The sequence below is a fragment of the Flavobacterium sp. genome (assembly GCF_035299005.1).
GTDB lineage: Bacteria > Bacteroidota > Bacteroidia > Flavobacteriales > Flavobacteriaceae > Flavobacterium.
Genome location: NZ_DATGXL010000006.1, coordinates 69,686 through 94,237, shown reverse-complemented (window position 1 = coordinate 94,237; position 24,552 = coordinate 69,686). Strand labels below are relative to the sequence as shown.

The window sequence follows — 24,552 nt, the reverse complement described above, 5'->3', positions numbered from 1 at the left end:
AAGTCCTTCAAATGAAGGACTTTTTTGCTTTTTATTTTATTATGATTTTCTTTGTTGTAGATTGAAATCCATTGGTTACTTTAACCAAATACATTCCTGCATTCAAATCTAAATTTATTTGAACTTCATCATCAAAATCATGGCTTTGTACTAATTGCCCAGTTAAGGTATAAATTGCTACTTTAGAACTTCCTTCTAAACCAGAAACTATCAAATATTCAGATGCTGGATTTGGATATACAGCTACACTGTCTTCAATAGGGTTCTGTGTAGCTAAAGTTGACGACCATGGCTGACCAAAATTAGCTCCAAATATATAATCTGCTAAAAGTGGATAATCAATAAATGGATTGCGATTCATTTGCCATGTATACACATAATTATTACGATTCATCTCAAAATCATCTCTTGGATCAGCATGATTCCATGCTAGTAATGTTGCTAAATCACCTATATTTCCCGAAGCAATGGTTGTACTTGGTAAATACTCGTTGGGATCACCATTAACAACATTTAGTCCATTAAAACGAACTGCCATATAAAATAATGATCTAGCAACATCTCCATGCCAAGAACCTTGAGTACCTACTGGTCCTGCATAAACCGTTGATGAATTTACTATTCCATAATTTTTATTATTCCTAGAAGAATTTTCCTGACCATTCTCTGCTCTTATGTGATGTGCATCAGACACACCATCTACAACAGTTGCAGCGCTTGTTGCATTCCAAATACTTATTCCATCAGCAGTATCTCCATTTGCTACTTCAAAACCGCCTCTTGATTGACAAAAAATATGCTCTCTATTCCACTTTCCTACAATACTACTGGTATTTTGCTGATCCATTTTTGCCATAGGAGCTTCAATATACATACACCAAACCTGATTCGAATTTTCTGGATTTTGATCGGCTGTCCTTATAATATCCCAAATATCAGCATAACTATGCAATCGAACACTAGGTGCTGCAATAATATCTTGTACGGCTTGTTTTAAAGCATTACCAGACAATCCTTCTAACGAATCATAATATCCAATAGGAATTGTTGGAGTTACAATACCATAGGTGGGATTTATAGGTGTTCCATATGTTTGAACAATATAATCATTATCATAAACTCTTAGGATTAAATTGTCATTATTTATTACATAACCTGTTGGAACGGACTGAATATCAATTAATAATTCTTCATCCCCTTCGTCAGTTATGTCATCAAAAAGAGTGCAGGTATTTGATGCTGTGGTTTGTCCTACAGGAATTAAAACAGTTAAGTTAGTATTTGTGTAATCATTAACCATAAAATTACCATTTACTAATGTGAAATTAAATAGTAGGTCTGAACCAGTTACTGGCTGACTAGTAGTGAAGACAAAATCAAAAATATCACCTTCATTATAACTTGTTTGGGAAGTAGATACGGTTATATAATTCAAAACTATTCCACTTCCATCGTTTGGCATTCCTGGAGTTGGTGTTTTAACTTCATAACTTCCATCATTTTTTCGTTGGATAGATTGCGTGGTTCCAAGACTATTCATATTTTCATTAGTAGAAACTGTAAGTCCTAATGCAGTCATTAAATTTGTAGCTGTTGGAGCTGCTGTAGAATATGCTAATGCATTCACCAAATTTGCTGATGTTGCTATTGTTCCATCAGGAAAATCTGAAGCATTTGCTTGGTATAGTGCAATTACATCAGGGCCATTTTGAATTTTTCCATTTGGAAAAACAAGCGCTGGAGCTGGAGAAACAGCCGTATTACCAGCTAAAAAAATTCCGTTAATATCTGTAGTATAACCATCTAAATCAATAGCATAATAACTCAAAGAATTTGTTTCATTATATAAAACAAGCACATAACCATCCAATGTAAAATTTGGTAAAGTAGATTTTAGCTCAATAAATTCATTCACATCCGAACCCGTCATATCTGTATCTAACTCATTAATAACCAATTGAGCTTTTGAAACAAATCCAGAAAGTAAAAAAACAGTAAATAGTATTTTTTGGAGCATAATATTTATTTTTATCAAATATACCAATTTTATGAAGATTGTAAATTAATTTAAGCTATTATTGTGGAAATATTAACCGAATATTAAGTGATTATTACGCTGTTTTGTATATTTTTATAAAAAAATAGAATTTTCTTACGCAACCAATCTATACCTAAAATAATCTTATAATAAAATCATCCATTGAAGCTAAAACATTTATATAAACTATTTTTTTTAATTGCTTTTACAGTATCAGGACAACATTCTTCGCAAATGAATGTCAAAATTGATATTGAAAAAAAATTACTTTATATAAAACATACATTAACATTCAATAATACTTCAAGCGACACTATTGATCAATTGATTTTAAATGATTGGAACAATGCTTTTTCTTCTAAAAATTCAGCTTTAGCAAATCGTTTTTCCGATGAATTTTCTCGAACTTTTCACCTTGCAAATGAAGGAGACAGAGGCTATACAGACATTAAATCTATAGTTGACACGAACTCCAAAAACATCTATTGGGAACGACCAAACAATAAAGTAGATTTAATTAAGATTCAGCTCAACTCTCCTATTTTACCCTGTACAAAACAATCAATTACATTACAATATATTGTCAAAATTCCGAATGCAAAATTCACAAAATATGGATTTGATTCTGACGGAAATATTTCATTAAAACATTGGGTTTTAAATCCGTCACGCTATGAAAATAAGCAGTTTATTCAACAAAGCAATGAAAATTTAGATGACATTCCCAATGCTTTTTCTGATTATGAAATTGATATAGAAATACCTGCTAATTACTCCATTTCTAGCAATTTAACAGAAGTCAAATCAGAAATATTTGATGCAAAAAAGCATCACTTTTTAAAAGATTCTAACAAAAATGAAGTCACTATATACTTGCAACCAAAAAATAGTTTTGTTTCATATAAGAATGAAATTATAGAAGTAAGTTGCGGACTAAATGACCATAAAGTTAATGATATTGAAAAAGCAGTTATTATTGATAAAATTACTCGATTTACTGCTCAAAAATTAGGCAATCCATTAAATTCAAAAATTTTAGTTTCTCAAGAAGATTACCAGCGTCAACCATTTTATGGTTTAAATCAATTGCCAGGCTTTCTGAGTCCTTTTCCCGATGAATTTATGTTTGAATTAAAGTTTCTTAAAACTTATTTAAACAATTATTTAAAAGAAAATTTGCAGCTAAATCCTAGAAAAGAATACTGGATTTATGATGGAATTCAAGTGTTTTTAATGATGCAATATATAGAGGAAAATTACCCAGATATTAAAATGACTGGAAATTTAGCCAATATGAAAATTTTAAAATCATACCATTTTATTAATCTTCCGTTCAATCAACAATACAATTATTTGTATATGTTGATGGCAAGAAAAAACCTAGACCAGCCATTAAATGAACCAAAAAATAGATTAATAAAATTCAATGAACAAATCGCAAGTAAATATAGAGCAGGATTGAGTTTAAATTATTTAGATAAATATCTGGGTAACAATATTGTATTATCAAGTATCCAAGAATTTATTCAAGAAAATCAATACATTACATCAAATGCACGCCAATTTGAAACTATTTTAGAAAAAAATGCCCCTGAAAAAATCGATTGGTTTTTTAGAACAATGATTGAAACACGAGATTTAGTAGATTATAAATTTGGAAAAGTAACCAAAACAAAAGATGAAATTTCTGTAACTGTTATTAATAAAACCAATACAAACGCTCCTATTTCTTTATATCAATTAAAAAATAATGAAATAATTAATAAAATCTGGTTGAGTAACATTACAACTGATTCTACATTTGTAATTCCAAGATTAGGCGCAGATAAAATTGTACTAAATTATAATAATGAGGTTCCTGAATATAATTTGAGAAACAATTGGAAATCATTAAAAGGTTTCTTTTTCAACAACAGACCTCTAAAATTTAATTTCTTTAAAGATTTAGAAGAACCATACTACAATCAGATTTTTTATGTTCCTGAAGTAGAATTTAATGCATATGATGGAATTGCGATAGGTTTAAGAATAAATAATAGATCTATTTTAAATAAACCATTTACATTTAGTGCCACACCTATGTATTCTTCAAACACTGGATCTTTAACAGGAAAATTTGCAGTAATGGTTGATGATAACATAAGAGATGGAGGAAAATTATATAATATTAAATACATTTTTAGAGGAAGTCAATTTCATTATGCACCAGATGCTACTTACACAAATTTTGTACCAACGGTTCAATTTTTATTTAGAGATAGTAATCTAAGATCCAATAAAAATGAGTTCATTCAGCTAAGACAAGTTTACATCAACAGAGAGGCATCTCCCTTTATTACCGAAAACACTGAAAATTATAATGTTTTTAATGCAAAATATGGTAATCATCAATCAGAAGGTACAAAACATTTCTCTTTACTAAATGATTTCCAAATTTCAAATTCATTTGGGAAAATTTCAACCGAAATTCATTACAGAAAACTATTTGAAAATAACAGACAAATAAGTTTTCGATTTTTTGCAGGAGCTTTTATGTACAATAGCACTAAATCAGATTTTTTTAGCTTTGGATTAGACAGACCAAACGATTATATGTTTGATTACAATTTATTAGGAAGAAGTGAAACTACAGGAATTTATAGCCAACAATATGTATATGCCGAAGGTGGATTCAAATCTAAATTAGACACAAGATTTGCAAACCAATGGATGACAACCATAAACGGAACATTTAACCTTTGGAATTGGATTCAAATTTATGGCGATGCCGGAATGCTCAAAAACAAATACAATAGTGCTAAATTTGTCTATGATTCGGGTTTTCATCTAAATTTAGTACCTGACTATTTCGAACTATTCTTACCTGTATATTCTTCAAACGGATTTGAGTTGAATTCAAATAATTATGGAGAAAAAATTCGTTTTGTAGTTACATTAAGTCCAAAAACACTAGTGTCTTTATTCACTAGAAAATGGTTTTAATACAAAAACGTTAAATTTATTACGAAATTCACAATCAAAACTACCTTAATTATAAATTCATTAGTTTTTTTAAACCAAAACCTTTGATAAATTACTAATAATTAAATAAAACAGCACTTCCTTATTGTTTTATAAAACCCTTTTAATTAAATTTGTTGAATTATCAATTTTGATTTGACTTATATGAATACATCAACAACAGCTGAAGTAGTGTCTTTTGAAGATTTTAAAAAAGAAGTAATCAACGATTATAAAATAGCTACAATTAGTAGAGAATGTAGTTTACTTGGAAGACGCGAAGTGCTAACTGGTAAAGCAAAATTCGGAATTTTTGGCGATGGCAAAGAAGTACCTCAATTGGCATTAGCAAAAGCATTTCAAAACGGAGATTTCCGTTCAGGATACTATCGTGACCAAACTTTCATGATGGCAATTGGTGCTATGAATATCGAGCAATTCTTCGCTGGCTTGTATGGTCATACTGATATTAATTTTGATCCAATGAGTGCTGGTCGTCAAATGGGCGGTCACTTCGCTACACATTCGCTTGACGAAAATGGTAATTGGAAAAACTTAACACGACAAAAAAATTCGAGTGCCGACATCTCTCCTACTGCTGGGCAAATGCCTCGACTATTAGGATTAGCTCAGGCTTCAAAAATATATAGAAATGTTTCTGGTATTAACCAAACTAACTTCTCCGAAAACGGAAACGAAGTAGCTTGGGGAACTATCGGAAATGCTTCAACTTCTGAAGGTTTGTTCTTCGAAACCATCAATGCTGCTGGTGTTTTACAAGTACCAATGGTAATGAGCGTTTGGGATGACGAATACGGAATTTCAGTTCACGCACGTCATCAAACTACAAAAGAAAATATCTCTGAAATCTTAAAAGGTTTCCAACGTGATGAAGAAAATAACGGTTACGAAATATTACGCGTTAAAGGGTGGGATTATCCAGCATTAGTTGAAACCTATCAAAAAGCATCACAAATTGCGCGTGAAGAACATGTTCCTGTTTTAGTTCACGTGCAAGAATTAACACAACCGCAAGGTCACTCTACTTCTGGAAGTCATGAACGCTACAAAAACGCAGAACGCTTAGCTTGGGAAGCAGAATTTGACTGTTTAGCTAAAATGAAAACTTGGTTAATTGAAAACAATATCGCTACATCTGAAGAATTAGACGAAATTGATAACCAAGCTAAAAAAGACGTTTTAGAAGGCAAAAAAGTAGCTTGGACTAACTTCACAGCCCCAATAAAAGCAGAACAACAAGAATTAGTTGGTTTATTAAACACAATCGCTTCACAAAGTGAAAATAAAGTATTTATTGAAAAAATAGCTAATGATGTTGCTTCAATAAAAGAACCAATTCGTAAAGATATTTTAGTAGCAGCTCGTAAAGTGTTGCGCATAATTATCAAAGAAAATTCTCGTGCAACTTTAGCTACATGGATAGAAAATTACACAGAAAAAATTCAGCCAAAGTTTAGTTCTCATCTGTTTTCTCAATCCGATAAAACGGTTTTAAAAACGAAAGAAGTGGCTCCAACTTACGATGCAACTGCTGAGGATGTAGATGCTCGTTTGGTTTTAAGAGACAACTTCGATGCTATCTTTTCAAAATATCCTGAAACCTTAATTTTTGGTGAAGATTCAGGAAACATTGGTGACGTAAACCAAGGTTTGGAAGGCATGCAAGAAAAATACGGAGAATTACGTGTTGCAGATGTAGGAATTCGTGAAGCTACAATTCTTGGTCAAGGTATAGGAATGGCGATGCGAGGATTGCGTCCAATTGCTGAAATTCAATATTTAGATTATTTGTTGTATGCTATTCAAATTATGAGTGATGATTTAGCAACATTACAATACAGAACGGCTGGTCGTCAAAAAGCACCGTTAATCATCAGAACTCGTGGTCACCGCTTAGAAGGCGTTTGGCATTCAGGTTCACCAATGGGAATGATTATCAATGCGGTAAGAGGAATTCACGTTTTAGTTCCTAGAAACATGACTAAAGCTGCTGGTTTTTATAACACTTTATTAGAAACAGACGAACCAGCATTGGTTGTAGAATGCTTGAATGGCTACCGCTTAAAAGAAAAAATGCCAACAAATTTAGGCGAATTCAAAACACCAATCGGAGTAGTTGAAACGATTAAACAAGGAACAGATATTACGTTAGTTTCTTACGGTTCAACATTACGTTTGGTAGAACAAGCGGCAAACGAATTAGAATCGATTGGAATTAGCGCTGAAATTATTGATATTCAATCGTTATTACCTTTCGACATCAATCATGATATTGTAAAATCGGTAGCAAAAACAAATCGTTTATTAGTAATTGATGAAGATGTTCCAGGTGGAGCAAGTGCTTATATTTTACAAGAAATTGTAGAAAATCAAAAAGCCTATCAACATTTAGATAGCGCACCGCAAACATTGGCTTCAAAAGCACACCGTCCTGCTTACGGAACCGATGGTGATTACTTCTCAAAACCTTCTGCAGAAGACATTTTTGAAAAAGTATATGCGATTATGAACGAGGCAAATCCAACAAAATATCCAAATTTATATTAATGAAAGTTGCTGTCATAGATAATTACGATAGCTTTACCTACAATTTGGTTCACTATTTAGAGGATTTGGATGTGGAAGTTACTGTATTTAGAAATGACGAATTAGAAGTAGCAGATTTAGAAAAATTTGAAAAAATACTTTTATCGCCAGGACCAGGAATTCCTGATGAAGCTGGCTTGTTAAAAGAAATAATTAGAAAATATGCTCCAACCAAAAGCATTTTAGGAATTTGTCTTGGTTTACAGGCAATTGGAGAAGTTTTTGGAGGAAATTTAATAAATCTTGAAAAAGTGTATCATGGTGTTGCAACCAAAATTTTTATAATTGAAAATGATACACTTTTTCATGATATTCCAAGTGAAATTATTGTAGGAAGATACCATTCATGGGTTGTAAATAAAATAAATTTACCAGAAGATTTAATAATAACCGCTGTTGATACAAATCAACAAATTATGTCTTTAAAACACATTGTTTATGATGTAAAAGCAGTACAATTTCATCCTGAAAGTATCATGACACCTTATGGAAAGCAAATCTTAAAAAACTGGATTTCCAATTAATTATCTTGTAAAAACTAAAGTATTTCCTTTGCTTAAATTGGCATCAAATGCATAACCCTCATAATTAAAACCTTTCAAATCATCAATAGTTTCTGCATTGGTATCTATAATATAGCGAACCATTAGTCCTCTAGCTTTTTTAGCAAAGAAACTTATCATTTTTAGTTTTCCGTCTTTATAATCTTTAAATTCAGGTGTAATTATAGGAACCTTCAACAATTTTGTATCTACAGCACTAAAATACTCATTACTCGCTAAGTTGATAAATAATTCTCCTTTTGAGAGCTCTTTATTTAAAGTATCTGTAATTGTTTTTTTCCAAAACTCATATAAGTTCTTCTTTGTGCCTACTTGGATTTTAGTTCCCATTTCTAAACGATAGGGTTGCATCAAATCTAAAGGTTTTAAAATACCATATAAACCCGATAAAATTCTAAGCTTTTCTTGTAAAATCGCAACTTTCTCAGTTGGTAATGAATAAACACCCAAACCCGTATAAACATCTCCATCAAAAGCATATACCGCTGGACGTGCATTCTCAGAAGAAAAAGGTAAACTCCATTCTTGATTTCGTTGCCAATTTAATTCGGCTAACTTATCTGAAATATCCATAAGCTCCATCAATTGCTTAGGCTTTTTCTTTTTTAAAGTTTTCTGAATAGTTGCTGCTTTAGACAAAAATGCCGATTCAGTAAAAGTAGTAATTGGTAATTGAGTTTCGTAGTTTAATGATTTAGCTGGCGATATAACAATTTTCATAGTCGTTTTCTTTCTGTTTTTCAAAAATACGAAATTATACAGATGTTGGATGATGAGAACAATAAGTTTTTTTTATGCCACAATAAATACCCTTTAAATAAACTTTATCGCATAAAAAACTCCGATTTTCATCGGAGTTTTTTATCTATTGATTCATCGAAATCAAAAATTCTTCATTATTTCTGGTTTTCTTAAATCTATCATGAATAAAGTCCATAGCTTCAACTGGGTTCATATCAGCTAAATATTTACGCATAATCCACATTCTATGAATTGTATTTTCATCTAACAACAAGTCATCACGACGCGTACTTGAAGAAACCAAGTCAATTGCTGGGAATATACGTTTGTTTGCAATTCTTCTATCTAATTGTAACTCCATATTACCAGTTCCTTTGAATTCTTCGAAGATAACTTCATCCATTTTAGAACCTGTTTCTGTTAATGCAGTTGCAATAATACTTAGCGAACCTCCATTTTCAACATTCCGTGCAGCTCCGAAGAAACGTTTTGGTTTTTGCAATGCATTTGCATCCACACCACCGCTCAACACTTTTCCAGAAGCTGGCTGAACTGTGTTATATGCTCTTGCTAAACGTGTAATTGAGTCTAATAAAATTACAACATCATGACCACACTCTACTAAACGCTTTGCCTTTTCTAATACAATATTGGCAATTTTTACGTGCTCTTGAGGCTCTCTATCAAAAGTGGAAGCAATTACTTCTCCTCTTACACTTCTTTGCATATCGGTTACCTCCTCAGGACGCTCATCAATCAATAAAACTATCAGATAAACTTCAGGATGATTTGCAGCAATTGCATTAGCAACATCTTTTAACAACATCGTTTTACCTGTTTTTGGTTGGGCTACGATCATACCACGTTGCCCTTTTCCTATTGGAGAAAATAAGTCAATAATGCGTGTAGAAACAGTACTATTTCTATCAGCTAAATTGAATTTTTCTGTTGGAAAAACTGGTGTTAAATGTTCAAACGAAATTCTATCACGAACTACTTGGGGATCATGACCATTGATTTTCAACACTTTTACTAATGGGAAATATTTTTCGCCTTCTTTTGGCGGACGTACTACTCCTTTAACAGTATCTCCTGTTTTCAATCCAAATAAACGAATTTGAGACGTAGATAAATAAATATCATCAGGAGATGCTAAATAATTATAATCTGACGAACGTAAAAATCCATAGCCATCGGGCATCATTTCTAAAACACCCTCACTTTCAATAATTCCATCGAACTCATAATCAGGTTCTCTAAAATTTTGTTTTTTATTTTGATGTGGATTCTTGTTGGTATTGCCGTTGTTCCCATTATTTCCATTATTCCCTTCATTACCATTGTTTTTCTTGTAATCAGGATGGTTTGGATTGTTTTGATTCGCTTTATAATTAGGATTTTTAGGCGTATTCTTCTCGTTTTGAGTAGTTTCTGTAACTTCAGAAGTTTCTGTGGATTCTGTTACAGTTTTTGGAGCTTCTTCTTTGTTAACTTTATGCGGTAAAGATTTCTTTTCTTTAAATTCTTTACGAGGCAACTTATTATTAGGCTTGGGAGTAAATTCTTTTGGCTCGGTTGCCTTAATTTCTTCTACAACCTCCTTTTTTTCAGATTTTGTTTCTATTGGCAAATCTTTTAAAGGTTGAGAAAACAAATCTTTTTTAATTTGTGGCGACTTGTTTGCTTCTTTTTTTGGTAAAATTCTAGCTCTTTTTTCTTTAGGTTGTTCTGTTGCTGGAATTTCTGATTTAATTACTTCAGGTTTTGCGGCCTGCAAGTCTAAAATTTGATACACCAAGTCGTCTTTTTTTAACGAGCGGTACTTATTAATTTTAGCTACTTTTGCAATTTCTTGCAAATCAGAGAGTTTCATCTCTTTTAATACTTCAATATCAAACATGGATATATTTTGAATAAAATGGTTGGTTGATTAAAACAAAAAATGATAAGATTTTTTTTGTAGTGTAAGGTGTCGCAGAATGAAGTACTTACGACTAATACTATGCAATAGTACGAATAAATTTGGAAATAACAATAGTTTAAATTAAAAAGAAATACTATTTTTGCTTAATCAAAAAAGAAAATAATGTTACAACGTATTCAATCACTTTATATGGCGCTTAGTGCAATTGTCACTGGAGCCTTGCCTTTTGTTTTTGAATTATGGACGCTAAAAACTGATAATCAATCCACTGCGGTTTTTATAACTTCTTCTGCATTGTATTTAATGTTATTTGGTTTGGTTACAATTTTAACTATTATTAGTATATTTAGTTTTAAAAAGAGACAAAATCAATTTGTTTTAAACAGATTGAACATGATATTAAACTTTATTTTACTAGGATTTTTTGTGTATCGCTCGCTAAACTTATCCGGAGGAACCTTGGTTTCAGAGAAGGGTATTGGGATGTTTCTTCCTGCAATTTCTATCGTTTTATTAGTCTTGGCAAACAAGGCAATAAAAAAGGACGAAGATCTCGTAAAATCTGTTGATCGATTACGATAAACCTATCATCTTAGTTTATTAGTGCGTAAAAATCCGATTCGAAAGTTTCGGATTTTTTTATTTAAACTGAACACTATTTCTTCCCCAACTCAATCACTTCTAAATTCTGAATTTTATTGCCTTCAATTTCAAAACGTAACATGGTTCTAACTTGGTGAAATCCATATTTTCCACAAGCGCCTGGATTCATGTGTAGTAAATTCAGTTTCTTATCAAATTGCACTTTTAAAATGTGTGAATGACCACAGACGAACAACTTTGGAGGATTTTTAGTGATTTCTGCACGAATAGTTTGATTGTATTTATCTGGATAACCGCCAATATGCGTAATCCAAACCTCGACACCTTCGCAAAAAAATCTATTGTTCAACGGAAATTCCATACGCACTTTATCATCATCAATATTTCCATAGACACCACGAAGAGGCTTTAACTTTTTAATCGCATCAGTAACTGCTAAATCACCTATATCACCAGCATGCCAAACTTCATCGGCTTGGTTTACATATTTTAAAATAGCATCATCGATATGGCTATGGGTATCTGATAAAAGTAAAATTTTCTTCATAAAGCAAAATTAAGTTTTTATTATCAGAATTTGGAAGGAACTTTACTTTTGAATTTTGTAAATTTGCAAGCACAAAATACGATATTCATTATACAATATACACTTTCAAATTGAGATATTTCATAGAATTTGCCTATAACGGAAAAAACTTCCACGGATTTCAGAGCCAGCCTGACGCTTCGTCGGTACAAGAAACTCTGGAAAAAGCACTTTCTACACTTTTAAGAGAAACTATTGCAATTGTGGGTGCTGGGCGAACCGATTCAGGTGTGCATGCCAAACAAATGTATGCTCATTTTGAAACCGAATTAGAATTGGAATCTGATTATTGGACACACAAATTAAATTCGTTTTTGCCGCCATCAATAGTAATTTATAGAATTATCCCTGTTCACGAAGATGCTCACGCTAGATTTGATGCTACTTCAAGAACCTACGAATATTATATGCACACGTTTAAAGATGCATTTATTACTGACGGCAGTTGGTATCATTCCCATCATTTGGATATAGAAAAAATGAATGATGCCTGTAAAATTTTGTTTGAATACATCGATTTTGAATGCTTTTCAAAAGTACATACTGATGTAAACACCTTTAATTGTAAAATTTCAGAAGCATATTGGAAACAAATGGGAAATCAACTTATCTTTACCATCACTGCCGATAGATTCTTACGCAATATGGTGAGAGCAATTGTGGGAACCATGGTAAATATTGGTTTAGGTAAAATTGAAATAGCCGATTTAAGAACCATTATCGAAAGTAAAAACAGAGGAAAAGCAGGATTTTCAGTCCCGGCACATGGGTTGTATCTAGTGAATGTTGCCTATCCGTACATAAAAAACAAAATATAGAGAAAGAAAAACAAATCAATGAAGTTAATAAAATCCAATTCATTAAAAAAAGTATTACACTATACCAAGCCTTATCAAAAAAGGTTCAATTGGGTAATTGTTTGGGCAATATTACTTTCTATTTTCGCTGCTGCTAGACCTTATTTATTAAAACAAACGGTTGATGAATACATCAAACCAGAAGATAAATATGGCTTATTACTATATGTAATTATTATGGCTGTTGTGCTATTGCTCGAGGTTTTAGCACAATTCTACTTCACCTATTGGGCCAACTGGTTAGGACAAGACATCATTAGAGACTTACGTGATAAACTATTCAAACACATTACTTCTTTTAAGATGAAGTACTTTGACACTGAACCTGTTGGAAAATTAGTTACTCGTTCGGTTTCAGATATTGAATCCATTGCCAGTATTTTTAGTCAAGGCTTATTTATGATTGTAAGTGATGTGCTAAAAATGATTGTTATTTTAGTCATTATGTTTTTCATGAATTGGAAACTATCAATAATTGTGCTACTTGCAATGCCTGTTTTAATCTATGCAACTGATATTTTTCAAAAGAAAATGAAAGTAGCTTTCAATGATGTTAGAAATGAAGTTGCTAATCTAAATACTTTTGTTCAAGAACGATTAACCGGTATGAAAATCGTACAATTGTTCAATAGAGAAAAGATTGAATTAGAAAAATTTAAAGAAATTAATCAAAAACATAATGTCGCTTGGTTAAAAAACATTTTGTACAACTCTATCTTCTTCCCTATTGCTGATATTGTTTCCTCATTAACATTGGGAGCAATTGTTTATTATGCTGGTATTTCGATAATTAATGGAGATACAATGACAACTGTGGGTGACTTATTCGCTTACACTATGTTAATCAATATGTTATTTAATCCATTACGTCAAATTGCAGATAAATTTAATGTAATGCAAATGGGAATTATCGCTGCCGACCGAGTGTTCGAAATTTTAGATACCGAAGATAATGTTCAAGATAACGGTACCATTGTAGCTTCGCATTTTAAAGGAACTATCGAATTAAAAGACGTTCGTTTCAGTTACATCAAAAATGAAGAAGTTTTAAAAGGAATCAATCTTCAAGTACAACCTGGAGAAACCATTGCTATAGTTGGAAGTACCGGTGCTGGAAAATCAACTATCATCAATTTATTGAATCGTTTTTACGAAATCAATTCAGGTGAAATTACTATCGACAACCGCAATATCAACGAATATACTTTAGAAAGCCTTCGCAAACAAATTGCTATTGTTTTACAAGATGTTTTCTTGTTTTCAGATACTATTTACAACAATATTACGCTGCATAACGAAACCATTTCGAGAGAAGAAGTTATTACTGCTGCCAAAAAAATCGGTGTGCACGATTTTATCATGACATTACCCGAAGGCTACGATTATAACGTAAAAGAACGCGGTGTGATGTTATCTTCTGGTCAACGCCAATTGATTGCCTTTTTAAGAGCGTATGTAAGTAATCCGAGTATTTTGATTTTGGATGAAGCAACCTCATCAATCGATACGCATTCTGAAGAATTAATTCAAAAAGCTACAGAAACCATTACAAAAGACAGAACTTCGATTGTGATTGCACATCGCTTAGCAACCATTGTTAATGCAAGTAAAATTATTGTAATGGACAAAGGTCAAATTGTGGAACAAGGCACCCATCAAGAATTGTTGATGAAAACAAATGGATATTACAAGAAATTGTATGATTCGCAATTTGCGGTTGAAGTGGAATAGTTTTCTTAGTCGCAGTCTTCAGTCGCAGTCACAGTTTATCATGCTGTCAAACATAACTTGAACTTACATTTTTTTCTTGAGAACACAGATTTAAAAAATTTTAGTGATTTTTAAAATTTCTTAAATCAATGCCCTGAAATTATAATTTATTTGAATTTTGGAATTTGAATTTTGAAGTTTATTTAATTTTATTTCCTTAAATTCGCAACTTATAAATAAAACTGAAATACTTTTAAAAATGAAATACGATATCATTGTTTTAGGAAGTGGTCCTGGTGGATATGTAACTGCTATTAGAGCATCACAATTAGGCTTCAAAGTAGCCGTTATCGAAAAAGAAAATTTGGGTGGAATTTGTTTGAATTGGGGTTGTATCCCAACAAAAGCATTATTAAAATCAGCTCAAGTTTTTGATTACCTAAAACATGCTTCAGATTATGGATTAACTGTAAAAGAGTTTGATAAAGACTTTAATGCTGTTGTAAAACGTTCAAGAGACGTAGCAGAAGGAATGAGTAAAGGCGTTCAATTCTTAATGAAGAAAAATAAAATCGACGTGATTGATGGTTTTGGTAAAATAAAACCAGGTAAAAAAGTTGACGTTACTGCTGCTGATGGAAAAGTTACTGAATACTCAGCTGATCATATCATTATTGCAACAGGGGCTCGTTCTCGCGAATTACCTAACTTACCACAAGATGGTAAAAAAGTAATTGGATACCGTCAAGCAATGACATTACCTGAGCAACCAAAGAAAATGATTGTAGTAGGTTCTGGTGCGATTGGAGTTGAGTTTGCGCATTTCTATAACGCCATGGGAACAGAAGTTACGATTGTAGAATTCATGCCAAACGTAGTTCCAGTAGAAGACGAAGACATCTCAAAACAATTTGAGCGTTCGTTGAAAAAAGCAGGAATCAACGTAATGACAAACTCTTCTGTGGAAAGAATTGATACTTCTGGAAACGGAGTGAAAGCATTCGTTAAAACAGCAAAAGGAGAAGAAGTTTTAGAAGCAGATATCTTATTATCAGCGGTTGGAATTAAAACCAACATCGAAAACATTGGATTAGAAGAAACAGGTATTGCTACCGATAGAGATAAAATCTTAGTAAACGCCTATTACCAAACAAACGTTCCAGGTTACTACGCAATTGGTGATGTAACGCCAGGACAAGCTTTAGCACACGTTGCTTCAGCGGAAGGTATTTTATGTGTTGAAAAAATTGCAGGTTTACACGTAGAAGCGTTAGATTACGGAAACATTCCAGGTTGTACCTATGCGACTCCAGAAATTGCTTCTGTGGGTATGACCGAAAAACAAGCGAAAGAAAAAGGATACGAATTAAAAATTGGTAAATTCCCATTCTCAGCTTCAGGAAAAGCAAAAGCAGCTGGAACTCCAGACGGATTTGTAAAAGTAATTTTTGATGCAAAATATGGCGAATGGTTAGGTTGCCACATGATTGGTGCCGGCGTTACTGATATGATTGCAGAAGCCGTTGTAGCACGTAAATTAGAAACTACAGGACACGAAATCTTAAAAGCAGTTCACCCTCACCCTACCATGAGTGAAGCGGTAATGGAAGCTGTAGCTGATGCTTATGGTGAAGTGATTCACTTGTAGTCTTTAGAAGATAGAAAATAGATTAAATCCGATTTGTGAAAGCAGGTCGGATTTTTTGTTGATAACTTGGAAAAGGTTTGTAGGAAAAATTGATTATATTTGAGAAACGCAAATGTATTGCGCCAATCTTGCAAAATAGACAAGATTTGTGTTTAAAACATGCGAGTATATACTAGTTATAGCCAATTTTTAGAGAAACCAAGTGCAAGAAAACAATCCCGAGATATTATTCAAAAATCATTTCAAAATTTACGTTTTGCCGAAAGACAAAATAACGTTTGAAAGTGAACTGGAAAAGCAGAAAGTGGAATATTATTGTGACATTGAAAACCAACCAATGTTTGAAAATGGAATTAGATATTTCATTCAAGATGTTGACAGAATAAAGCTTGATAAAATTTTTGTGGAAAATGAAATAATTGCTCACACAGAAACAATTCAGATTTCTGATTATCGCGATGGAAAGAAAGCGCAAAAGTTGTATTTGAAAGTTGCTGGAATTGTGCTTGTAATAATGATTTTGATAGTGATAATTGACAGTTTAGTGAGATAAAAACTGGCTATAACAGCCGTTTCTCGCAATTGCGAATTTTGCTTAAGCCGATTGTTGATTTTCCGCTGGAAAATCTTATTTTAGCAGAAAGTACGCAGTTCCGCAGTTCGCAACTGACGAGAAGCGGCGGAACGTTAGACTCAATAAAATAGAACATAAACAATAAAAAAATGGCTGCACCGAAAGTATTTGTAAGTTCAACGTGTTATGATTTAAAGGAGATAAGAGACAACCTCTACGAATTCATTGATTCGTTGGGTTACATACCAATATTTAGTGACAAAAATGATGTTTTCTATCATCCTGACCTACATACACATGAAGCATGTTTAAAGGAAATTGAAAGTTGTCAATTATTCGTTTTAATAATCGGAGGAAGATTTGGCGGGAAATATAAATATGACACTACTAAATCAATTGTAAATGCTGAATATTCAGCAGCCAAAGAGTTGAATTTGCCAATTATAACTTTTGTCAGTAGAGATGTTTATGGCAATCATTTTATGTATGAGAAGAACAAAGATAAAGAGATTGAGTATACAGCAATATCTGATCAAAAATATGCAAAAAATATTTTTGAATTTATAAATTCAATTAGAAGATCTAATATCAACAATGGTCTCTTCGAATTTGAGTTTGCAAGGGATATAAAGACAATCTTGAAAAAGCAATTCGCAGGCATGTTTTATGATTTTTTGTGGGACAGAAAAAATAAAATTGAATCTGATAAAACAAGGTCATTATTGAGAAACCTTACTGCAATAAGTGAAAAAACTGAAGAAATAATTGAAAATATTTACAGAAAAGTTGAACCTGAAAAATCAGAAGCGGTTTTGCTGAATATTGAAAATCAAACAAAAGCCAAAAAGTTTTGGCTTGCTCTAACACAAAATTTAGGTTTTTCATTACGGAAGAGAGACCAAAAAGAATTAGAGCAATTTGTTGTTATAAAAGAGGATGATGATTGGGTGAAATATTTTCTAAGAACAATTAGTGATATGGAATATACTTCATTAGATCTGAATAACGATGGAAAGTTGCTTTATATAGTTAGAAACAATTCTAACAATTCGGCTGTTCCAATTCGTTGGGTGGAATCGAATGAGCCTTTCGATGAAAATCCAGATCTAGTTGAAATTATCGAAAAAGGATTTGATGCTTATAGACAACTTTCCCAAAATTCTAGAATAGAGATTATAAAAGAAATTACGTTTTATTAATACTGAGTCTAACAGCAAATAAGCGCCAGCTATTGCCGTGCGCCTATTTGCAAAACGTTAGCAAACATTGTAAAAAACTACCTAATGAAAACATATCTTTCCTTAATTTTACTATTCTTTCTTTCTTGCGATAATAAACAAAAGCAGCTGGAAAAAGCGCTTTTAGAAAAAGAAGAACAGGTTGAATTAGACTACTTTCATTTGATTGAACAAAGTTCTGATAAAAGCTATGGTTATACCGAATCAAATCCAATTAAGGTTGGAGGTCGTTCCGAAAGTATAGGACCAAAAAGTGAACGAAGATTTTTGAGCGCTTTAAAAGGTCCAAATGGTGAAACCGTTAGATTTTATAGAGACGGGAGCTGTTGTCTTTTTGAAACTCCAAATGTGGAACCGGGACTCAAAGGCTCGCTTGATATATATAAAGTATATTGGGAAGGCATTAATGATACTTTACAGATTTACATCAATATGTATGATAAAGATAGTTTAATGATTCCAGTAGGTTTGACTTCAAAAAAATAATAAAGATACAACGTCGGCTAACAGCGGTTTGCTTCAATGGCTTCTTCCGGATTTTCCTTCGGAAAACCCGATAGCGCGGATTTACAATCCGTGCCCACAAAGTAAAATATTAACCAAATCCAACGCTACCACAAGTTGCCTTTTTTTTAAGCTGTGAAATATATAAATCAAACCTAAAGTTATATAAGTGTTTCACCTTCATTAAAATTAGCTTTGCTTACTGCTAATTGAAACAATAAAATAATCTAAATCCGTTTTGGTACTTCAAAACGGATTTTTTTACTGTAACTTTATGGCTACTTATTAAATCATATTAAAATGAAACACACCTATAAAATTACGGGTATGACATGCTCAAGTTGCGAAGAAAAAGTAACCAGTTCGTTATTACAAGTTGAAAATATAACTTCTGCTACCGTTTCTAAAGATACCGAATTGGCAATAATTACAATGAAAAAACACGTTCCTCTAAATGATTTAAAGATAGCTTTAGGCACAAAATACAACATTGAAACTATTCTTGAAGATGAAATAAAAGAAGAAGAGAAAAGTTGGTTCAACACCTACAAACCTATTTTGTTAATCTTTTTTTATATCATAATTGTTACTTCAATAATGGCAATTCAAAGTATAAAAATCAATGAAATGGAAATCAACCAAGTTGTCATGAAATGGATGAATCATTTTATGGGTGGTTTCTTTTTGGTTTTTTCATTTTTCAAGTTTCTTGACTTAAATGGTTTTGCTGAAAGTTATAAAATGTATGATATTGTTGCTAAAAAAATTCCTTTTTGGGCATATTTATATCCTTTTATTGAATTTGGTTTGGGACTTTCATTTCTTTCAAATATTTTTCCATTACTTACAAATAGTATCACTTTCATTGTAATGACAATTAGCATCATTGGTGTTTTACAAGCGGTATTGAATAAGAAAAAAATTCAATGTGCTTGTTTAGGAGCTGTATTTAATTTACCCATGAGCACCGTTACCATTATTGAAGATGCGCTAATGATTGTAATGAGTGGTTTTATGATTCTTGCTTTAATGTAAAACAAAAAAATACCTTTTCAATCCGATTTCAAATTTAATTGCTATTTATATATATGTAATCCTATGAGAAGTCTGGTTTTACTCGGTAGTGGGGATTTACAATCCGTGCCGATAAAACAAACAAAACTCAACTCCGACTCTACCACAAGTCGGATTTTTTGTTCTAATATTTTTTATGCTTATTAAAAAGTAAGCTTATGTTCATTTTTCAGTACCTTTTTTTGCTCTGGTCAGTATCTTAATATCAATTCCCCTAGGGGATTCATACAATTGCTGTACAGGAATTAACTAATTCCCCTAGGGAAATCAGTTAATTTCCCTAGGGGAATTTATTTTTTTATCCGTACGAATGCAAAAATCAATACAGAAATGAAGAAAAAACAATTCGCTTCCTCTACTCCATTAGTACAAATTCGCAATCCATACCCATAAGACAAAATCCGACTCCACCACAAGTCGGATTTTTTTACTAGTTCTCTTACACATATCCTATTTTATCTGATTAAAAATCACTATATTTGGTTGTAATTAAGATGCTTCATGAAAAAATATTTCGCAAACATAATTGAAGTGATAAAATCTTTCTTAAAAGAAGTAGGCGAAATATCCTATTTTGCGGGTCGGTTTTTTAAAGAATTCCTGTTTCCTCCCTATGAATTTAAAGAGTTCTTGCGTCAATGCTATTATATAGGTAATCGTTCGCTGTTTTTAGTAGGTGTAACGGGTTTTATCATTGGACTAGTTTTTACCTTGCAATCACGTCCTACCCTACAAGAATTTGGCGCTGTTTCATGGATGGCTTCTATGGTTAGTGTTTCTATAATTAGAGAAATTGGCCCTATCATTACTGCTTTAATTTGCGCCGGAAGAATTGGTTCAGGCATTGGTGCCGAATTAGGTTCCATGAAAGTCACCGAACAAATTGATGCTATGGAAGTTTCGGGCACTAATCCTTTCAAATATTTAGTAATTACACGCATTTTAGCCACTACTTTGATGTTACCTCTTTTGGTGATTTTTGGCGATGTATTGGCTATTTATGGCTCTTACTTAGTAGAAAATGTAAAAGACAATGTTTCGTTTCAATTGTATTTTAATCAAGTTTTCAATATTTTAGAATATAGCGATATAGTACCGGCAACTCTTAAAACCTTTTTCTTTGGTTTTGCTATTGGATTAATAGGTTGCTACAAAGGATATAATTGTAAAAAAGGAACCGCTGGTGTAGGAAAAGCAGCCAATGCAGCCGTTGTGTATACCTCTATGCTCCTATTCATAATTGATTTTATTGCGGTTTTTATAACCAATATTTTTTATAAAGTATAAACCATGACAAACGATTCTTCTAAAACACCCATCATCGTAATCAAAGATTTGCATAAAACCTTTGGTACCAACAAAGTATTGGATGGTTTTAATTTGGTTTTAAATGAAGGGGAAAACCTAGTAGTCATGGGAAAATCGGGTTCGGGGAAATCGGTAATGATTAAATGCTTAATCGGTTTAGAAACTCCTGATAGTGGCACCATTTCGGTGATGAATAAAGAAATAAATACCTTGGAACAAGTTGCTATTGATGAACTTCGTACTGAAATTGGTTTTCTATTTCAAGGAAGTGCTTTGTATGATTCAATGTCAGTAAGAGAAAATTTAGAATTCCCGTTACGAAGACACACCAAAAAATTTGGAAAAATAAAAGATACTACGCCATTAGTTATTGAAGCATTAGAAAGTGTAGGTTTAGCCAATGCTATCAACTTAATGCCAAACGAGCTTTCAGGTGGAATGAAGCGCAGAATTGCTTTAGCAAGAACACTTATTTTAAAACCCAAAATAATTTTATACGACGAACCCACAACAGGTTTAGACCCCATTACTTCAAAAGAAATTATACTTTTGATGAAGTCTATTCAAGAAAAATACAACACATCATCTATTATCATCACTCACGATGTAGATTGCGCCAAAGCAATTGCAAACAGAATGATATTATTAATTGATGGAATAAATTATATAGAAGGAACTTTTGAAGAATTAAACGCTTCAGACGATCCAAAAGTGCAAGCTTTTTTTAAATAATGAATTATGGAAAAAACAGATAATCAAAAAATACGTTTAGGTTTATTTATCATCATTGGTTCTATCTTATTTTTTGCTGCCATTTACTTTATTGGCAATAAGCAAAATTTATTTGGTAATACTTCAAATTTAAAAGCAGTTTTTGCTAACATTAATGGCTTGCAGGTAGGCAATAATGTTAGATATGCCGGAATTGATATTGGAACCGTTAAAGCCATTGAAATGATTAACGATACCACAGTAACCGTTGAAATGTTAATTGATACCAAAATCATGACGCATATCAAAAAAAATGCAATTGCAACTATTAATTCAGATGGATTGGTAGGAAATATGATTGTCAATATCATTCCAGGCAAAGGAGTTTCGCAATTGGTTGCAAATGGAGATACATTAAAATCTTACAGTAGAATTGGTGCAGATGCAATGCTAGAAACACTAAATGTAACCAATGAAAATGCCGCTTTATTGACCGCTGATTTATTAAAAATTACACAAGAGATTACCAAAGGAAATGGTACAGCAGGATTATTAATTAACGATACAATAATGGCTCAAGATTTAAAAGAAACCATTCATTATTTAAAGAAAACCACGAAAGGAACTGCAGAATCGGTTGCCAATTTGAACCAAATTATTTTATCCTTGAATCAAAAAGATAATGTTATTGGAGTAATAAATGATAAAGAAGTTGCTACAAAAATGAAAACAATTATTACTAACTTAGAAAAATCGAGTGTAGAGATTGACAAAGTAGTAACCAACTTAAATGCAACTGTAGTAAATATAAAAGACGGAAAAGGTGCTTTAAATTATTTATCAAACAATCCAGAATTAGTCCAAAAGATTGATTCCACAATGAACAATATCAATAAAGCAAGTATAAAATTGAATGAAGATTTAGAAGCTCTCAAACATAATTTCTTATTTAGAGGGTATTTCAAAAAACTAGAAAAAGAAAAAGCGAAAAAATAATTTTTCGCTTTTTTTCTATTCATCTTCAGAAAAAGTTTGAGCCTTTGAATATACTCGCCACTTCTCAATACAATCCAGTAAATCTTGTGGAATAGGTGAATCAAAACGCAAAAATTCTTTTGTGATGGGATGTTCAAAACCCAAAGTTTTCGCATGAAGCGCTTGTCTTGGTAAGGTTTTAAAACAATTATCAATAAACTGTTTGTATTTTGTAAAAGTTGTTCCTTTCAATATCGCATCACCACCATAACGTTCGTCATTAAAAAGCGTATGTCCAATATGTTTCATATGTACACGAATTTGGTGTGTTCTACCCGTTTCTAATTGACATGAAATCAAGGTTACATAACCAAAACGCTCTAAAACTTTATAATGTGTAACGGCTGGTTTTCCTTTCTCATCACTTTCATGAACTGCCATTTGCATTCTATTGGTATCATCACGTCCTATATTGCCTTCCACCGTTCCTTCATCTTCTTCAATATTTCCCCACACCAAGGCAACGTATTCCCTTTCTGATGTTTTTTCAGCAAACTGTTTGGTCAAATATGCCATTGCATGTTCCGTTTTAGCTACAACCAAAAGTCCTGTCGTATCTTTATCAATACGATGAACCAATCCTGGTCGTTCTGAACTATTCATTGGCAAATTTTCAAAATGATAAGCCAATGCATTGACTAGAGTTCCTGAATAATTTCCATGACCTGGATGCACAACCATTCCTGCTGGTTTGTTTATAACCAACAATTGGTCATCTTCATATACTATATCTAACGGAATATTTTCCGGCGTCAACAATTGCTCATAAGTAGGATGTGCCAATACTAAACGCACCACATCACCTGCTTTTACTTTATAATTGGATTTTACCGCAACATCATTTACTAAAATAGAACCAGACTCTGCCGCTTGCTGTATTTTATTTCGAGTTGTATTTTCAATCATGTTCATCAAAAATTTATCCACACGCAAAGGCGATTGCCCTTTAGCTGCTTCAAAACGATGATGCTCATATAACTCATCTTCTAATTCATTCTCAACCTTATATTCCGCCATTATTCTCTTTAAATTCTTCAGGTTTTACATCTTCAGGATTTGTTTCTTCTGCTGGAGGTAAAGTATCTGATGGTTCTTCTGAACTAAATGTTTCTTCGTTAAATACTTCTTTCCCGTCTCCTAATACAAAATCTAATGTTGAATTCTTTTTAACAATATCACCTGCTCTCAAACGTCTTCCGTTTTGATAGATTTGTAAAACTACATCTTTTGCAATATGCGGTTTGTAAGTAATTTTACCTTCTTTTAAAGTCAATGATTTTATAGTAGCCGAAATTTGTCTAAACGTTTTATCTTTAAATTCAGGAATTTCAATATTTGTGAATTCTCCAGCATTTAATTTTACATAAATTTTTCGACCATCTTTTACTAAACTTCCAGCTTTTGGATCTTGCTCCAAAATAGTAAATGGTGGATAATCGGCGTTGAAATCAACCGTATCTAATAAAAATACTTCTAAATCAATCTCGTTTAATTTCTCTTCCGCAACTTCTAATTTCATTTTAGATAAATCGGGCACTTTGATTTCTTCGCCGTGATTGGTTCTAAAGTCCAAAAACAAAATCAATAAAAAAGTAAAAGCAGCCACAATAGATGCTGCAATTGCTGCTTGAAGAAAAAATGTTCTACTCGTCAAATATTTAAATAAACTCATACAATAAGATATTTCAGCAAAGATATAAAAATTGAAAACATTATAGGTTTCTAAACACTTTGTTTTATATGAAAGTTAAAAACGAAAGTTATTGAAAAATATTTCCTATCGGATTTATTATAAATCTGTAAAAATCTCAATAAATAATGTAATTTTGTT

General features: G+C 32.2%; 20 protein-coding genes. 14 read left to right on the top strand and 6 right to left on the bottom strand.

From position 1 onward, the window contains the following. Positions 1 to 31 precede the first annotated feature (31 nt). Positions 32 to 2,017: an endonuclease gene (locus VK164_RS03625; RefSeq protein ID WP_324208044.1), complete on the bottom strand. Its 1,986-nt coding sequence runs from the start codon at positions 2,015 to 2,017 to the stop codon at positions 32 to 34. Between the two features lie 255 nt (positions 2,018 to 2,272). Here VK164_RS03625 and VK164_RS03620 point away from each other — a divergent pair, with 255 nt between their 5' ends. The 3 genes from VK164_RS03620 (at position 2,273) to VK164_RS03610 (ending at position 8,169) form a co-directional block, all read left to right on the top strand. After that, positions 2,273 to 5,020 (top strand): aminopeptidase, encoded by a 2,748-nt coding sequence (locus VK164_RS03620; RefSeq protein ID WP_324208043.1) that lies wholly within the window; start codon positions 2,273 to 2,275, stop codon positions 5,018 to 5,020. Between the two features lie 183 nt (positions 5,021 to 5,203). After that, on the top strand, positions 5,204 to 7,606 hold the full coding sequence (locus VK164_RS03615; protein WP_324208042.1) for an alpha-ketoacid dehydrogenase subunit alpha/beta: 2,403 nt from the start codon (positions 5,204 to 5,206) through the stop codon (positions 7,604 to 7,606). After that, positions 7,606 to 8,169 (top strand): aminodeoxychorismate/anthranilate synthase component II, encoded by a 564-nt coding sequence (locus VK164_RS03610; RefSeq protein ID WP_324208041.1) that lies wholly within the window; start codon positions 7,606 to 7,608, stop codon positions 8,167 to 8,169. Before VK164_RS03615 ends, VK164_RS03610 begins: the two co-directional genes overlap by 1 nt. Here VK164_RS03610 and yaaA read toward each other — a convergent pair whose 3' ends face one another. Both yaaA and rho read right to left on the bottom strand, forming a co-directional pair. Beyond that, on the bottom strand, positions 8,170 to 8,928 hold the full coding sequence (gene yaaA, locus VK164_RS03605) for a peroxide stress protein YaaA (protein ID WP_324208040.1): 759 nt from the start codon (positions 8,926 to 8,928) through the stop codon (positions 8,170 to 8,172). 145 nt (positions 8,929 to 9,073) lie between these two features. Beyond that, complete coding sequence (rho, locus tag VK164_RS03600) at positions 9,074 to 10,849, bottom strand: transcription termination factor Rho (RefSeq protein WP_324208039.1); 1,776 nt, start codon at positions 10,847 to 10,849, stop codon at positions 9,074 to 9,076. A gap of 186 nt (positions 10,850 to 11,035) precedes the next feature. Here rho and VK164_RS03595 point away from each other — a divergent pair, with 186 nt between their 5' ends. After that, entirely contained in the window at positions 11,036 to 11,455 is a 420-nt protein-coding gene (locus VK164_RS03595; RefSeq protein ID WP_324208038.1) for a DUF4293 domain-containing protein, read from the top strand. Between the two features lie 73 nt (positions 11,456 to 11,528). Here VK164_RS03595 and VK164_RS03590 read toward each other — a convergent pair whose 3' ends face one another. After that, positions 11,529 to 12,023: a metallophosphoesterase family protein gene (locus tag VK164_RS03590; RefSeq protein ID WP_324208037.1), complete on the bottom strand. Its 495-nt coding sequence runs from the start codon at positions 12,021 to 12,023 to the stop codon at positions 11,529 to 11,531. A gap of 110 nt (positions 12,024 to 12,133) precedes the next feature. On the opposite strand from VK164_RS03590, the gene truA reads away from it, so the two are divergent. From truA to VK164_RS03540, 10 genes are all read left to right on the top strand, one after another. After that, positions 12,134 to 12,880 carry a tRNA pseudouridine(38-40) synthase TruA gene (gene truA, locus VK164_RS03585; protein WP_324208036.1) on the top strand — a complete coding sequence of 249 codons (747 nt, stop codon included), beginning with the start codon at positions 12,134 to 12,136 and terminating at the stop codon, positions 12,878 to 12,880. Between the two features lie 18 nt (positions 12,881 to 12,898). Beyond that, entirely contained in the window at positions 12,899 to 14,650 is a 1,752-nt protein-coding gene (locus VK164_RS03580) for an ABC transporter ATP-binding protein (RefSeq protein WP_324208035.1), read from the top strand. Between the two features lie 238 nt (positions 14,651 to 14,888). Next, positions 14,889 to 16,277 carry a dihydrolipoyl dehydrogenase gene (gene lpdA, locus VK164_RS03575; RefSeq protein ID WP_324208034.1) on the top strand — a complete coding sequence of 463 codons (1,389 nt, stop codon included), beginning with the start codon at positions 14,889 to 14,891 and terminating at the stop codon, positions 16,275 to 16,277. 256 nt (positions 16,278 to 16,533) lie between these two features. After that, complete coding sequence (locus tag VK164_RS03570; RefSeq protein WP_324208033.1) at positions 16,534 to 16,830, top strand: hypothetical protein; 297 nt, start codon at positions 16,534 to 16,536, stop codon at positions 16,828 to 16,830. A 170-nt stretch (positions 16,831 to 17,000) separates the two neighbouring features. Continuing rightward, positions 17,001 to 18,050, top strand: a complete 1,050-nt coding sequence (locus tag VK164_RS03565) for a DUF4062 domain-containing protein (protein WP_324208032.1) — start codon at positions 17,001 to 17,003, stop codon at positions 18,048 to 18,050. 84 nt (positions 18,051 to 18,134) lie between these two features. Beyond that, a complete protein-coding gene (locus VK164_RS03560) occupies positions 18,135 to 18,575 on the top strand; it encodes a 2-dehydro-3-deoxyphosphooctonate aldolase (RefSeq protein ID WP_324208031.1) in 441 nt (146 codons plus the stop codon). 318 nt (positions 18,576 to 18,893) lie between these two features. Beyond that, the gene (locus VK164_RS03555) at positions 18,894 to 19,628 is read left to right on the top strand and encodes a heavy metal-associated domain-containing protein (RefSeq protein ID WP_324208030.1); all 735 of its coding nucleotides are present in this window, start codon (positions 18,894 to 18,896) and stop codon (positions 19,626 to 19,628) included. Between the two features lie 540 nt (positions 19,629 to 20,168). Further along, positions 20,169 to 20,954, top strand: coding sequence for an ABC transporter permease (locus VK164_RS03550; protein ID WP_324208029.1), 786 nt, complete (start codon positions 20,169 to 20,171; stop codon positions 20,952 to 20,954). 3 nt (positions 20,955 to 20,957) lie between these two features. Continuing rightward, positions 20,958 to 21,707, top strand: a complete 750-nt coding sequence (locus VK164_RS03545) for an ABC transporter ATP-binding protein (protein WP_324208028.1) — start codon at positions 20,958 to 20,960, stop codon at positions 21,705 to 21,707. Positions 21,708 to 21,713: 6 nt separating this feature from the next. Continuing rightward, positions 21,714 to 22,682: an MlaD family protein gene (locus tag VK164_RS03540; protein WP_324208027.1), complete on the top strand. Its 969-nt coding sequence runs from the start codon at positions 21,714 to 21,716 to the stop codon at positions 22,680 to 22,682. A 15-nt stretch (positions 22,683 to 22,697) separates the two neighbouring features. Here VK164_RS03540 and VK164_RS03535 read toward each other — a convergent pair whose 3' ends face one another. Beyond that, entirely contained in the window at positions 22,698 to 23,738 is a 1,041-nt protein-coding gene (locus VK164_RS03535; protein ID WP_324208026.1) for an RluA family pseudouridine synthase, read from the bottom strand. Beyond that, a complete protein-coding gene (locus VK164_RS03530; protein WP_324208025.1) occupies positions 23,725 to 24,393 on the bottom strand; it encodes a PASTA domain-containing protein in 669 nt (222 codons plus the stop codon). Before VK164_RS03530 ends, VK164_RS03535 begins: the two co-directional genes overlap by 14 nt. Positions 24,394 to 24,552 lie beyond the last annotated feature (159 nt).

Excerpts from the sequence above, each read along its gene's own strand:
- VK164_RS03625 (WP_324208044.1), bottom strand. The coding sequence starts at position 2,017 with ATGCTCCAAAAAATACTATTTACTGTTTTTTTACTTTCTGGATTTGTT.
- VK164_RS03620 (WP_324208043.1), top strand. The coding sequence starts at position 2,273 with ATGAATGTCAAAATTGATATTGAAAAAAAATTACTTTATATAAAACAT.
- VK164_RS03615 (WP_324208042.1), top strand. The coding sequence starts at position 5,204 with ATGAATACATCAACAACAGCTGAAGTAGTGTCTTTTGAAGATTTTAAA.
- VK164_RS03610 (WP_324208041.1), top strand. The coding sequence starts at position 7,606 with ATGAAAGTTGCTGTCATAGATAATTACGATAGCTTTACCTACAATTTG.
- yaaA (WP_324208040.1), bottom strand. The coding sequence starts at position 8,928 with ATGAAAATTGTTATATCGCCAGCTAAATCATTAAACTACGAAACTCAA.
- rho (WP_324208039.1), bottom strand. The coding sequence starts at position 10,849 with ATGTTTGATATTGAAGTATTAAAAGAGATGAAACTCTCTGATTTGCAA.
- VK164_RS03595 (WP_324208038.1), top strand. The coding sequence starts at position 11,036 with ATGTTACAACGTATTCAATCACTTTATATGGCGCTTAGTGCAATTGTC.
- VK164_RS03590 (WP_324208037.1), bottom strand. The coding sequence starts at position 12,023 with ATGAAGAAAATTTTACTTTTATCAGATACCCATAGCCATATCGATGAT.
- VK164_RS03580 (WP_324208035.1), top strand. The coding sequence starts at position 12,899 with ATGAAGTTAATAAAATCCAATTCATTAAAAAAAGTATTACACTATACC.
- lpdA (WP_324208034.1), top strand. The coding sequence starts at position 14,889 with ATGAAATACGATATCATTGTTTTAGGAAGTGGTCCTGGTGGATATGTA.
- VK164_RS03565 (WP_324208032.1), top strand. The coding sequence starts at position 17,001 with ATGGCTGCACCGAAAGTATTTGTAAGTTCAACGTGTTATGATTTAAAG.
- VK164_RS03560 (WP_324208031.1), top strand. The coding sequence starts at position 18,135 with ATGAAAACATATCTTTCCTTAATTTTACTATTCTTTCTTTCTTGCGAT.
- VK164_RS03555 (WP_324208030.1), top strand. The coding sequence starts at position 18,894 with ATGAAACACACCTATAAAATTACGGGTATGACATGCTCAAGTTGCGAA.
- VK164_RS03550 (WP_324208029.1), top strand. The coding sequence starts at position 20,169 with ATGAAAAAATATTTCGCAAACATAATTGAAGTGATAAAATCTTTCTTA.
- VK164_RS03545 (WP_324208028.1), top strand. The coding sequence starts at position 20,958 with ATGACAAACGATTCTTCTAAAACACCCATCATCGTAATCAAAGATTTG.
- VK164_RS03540 (WP_324208027.1), top strand. The coding sequence starts at position 21,714 with ATGGAAAAAACAGATAATCAAAAAATACGTTTAGGTTTATTTATCATC.
- VK164_RS03535 (WP_324208026.1), bottom strand. The coding sequence starts at position 23,738 with ATGGCGGAATATAAGGTTGAGAATGAATTAGAAGATGAGTTATATGAG.
- VK164_RS03530 (WP_324208025.1), bottom strand. The coding sequence starts at position 24,393 with ATGAGTTTATTTAAATATTTGACGAGTAGAACATTTTTTCTTCAAGCA.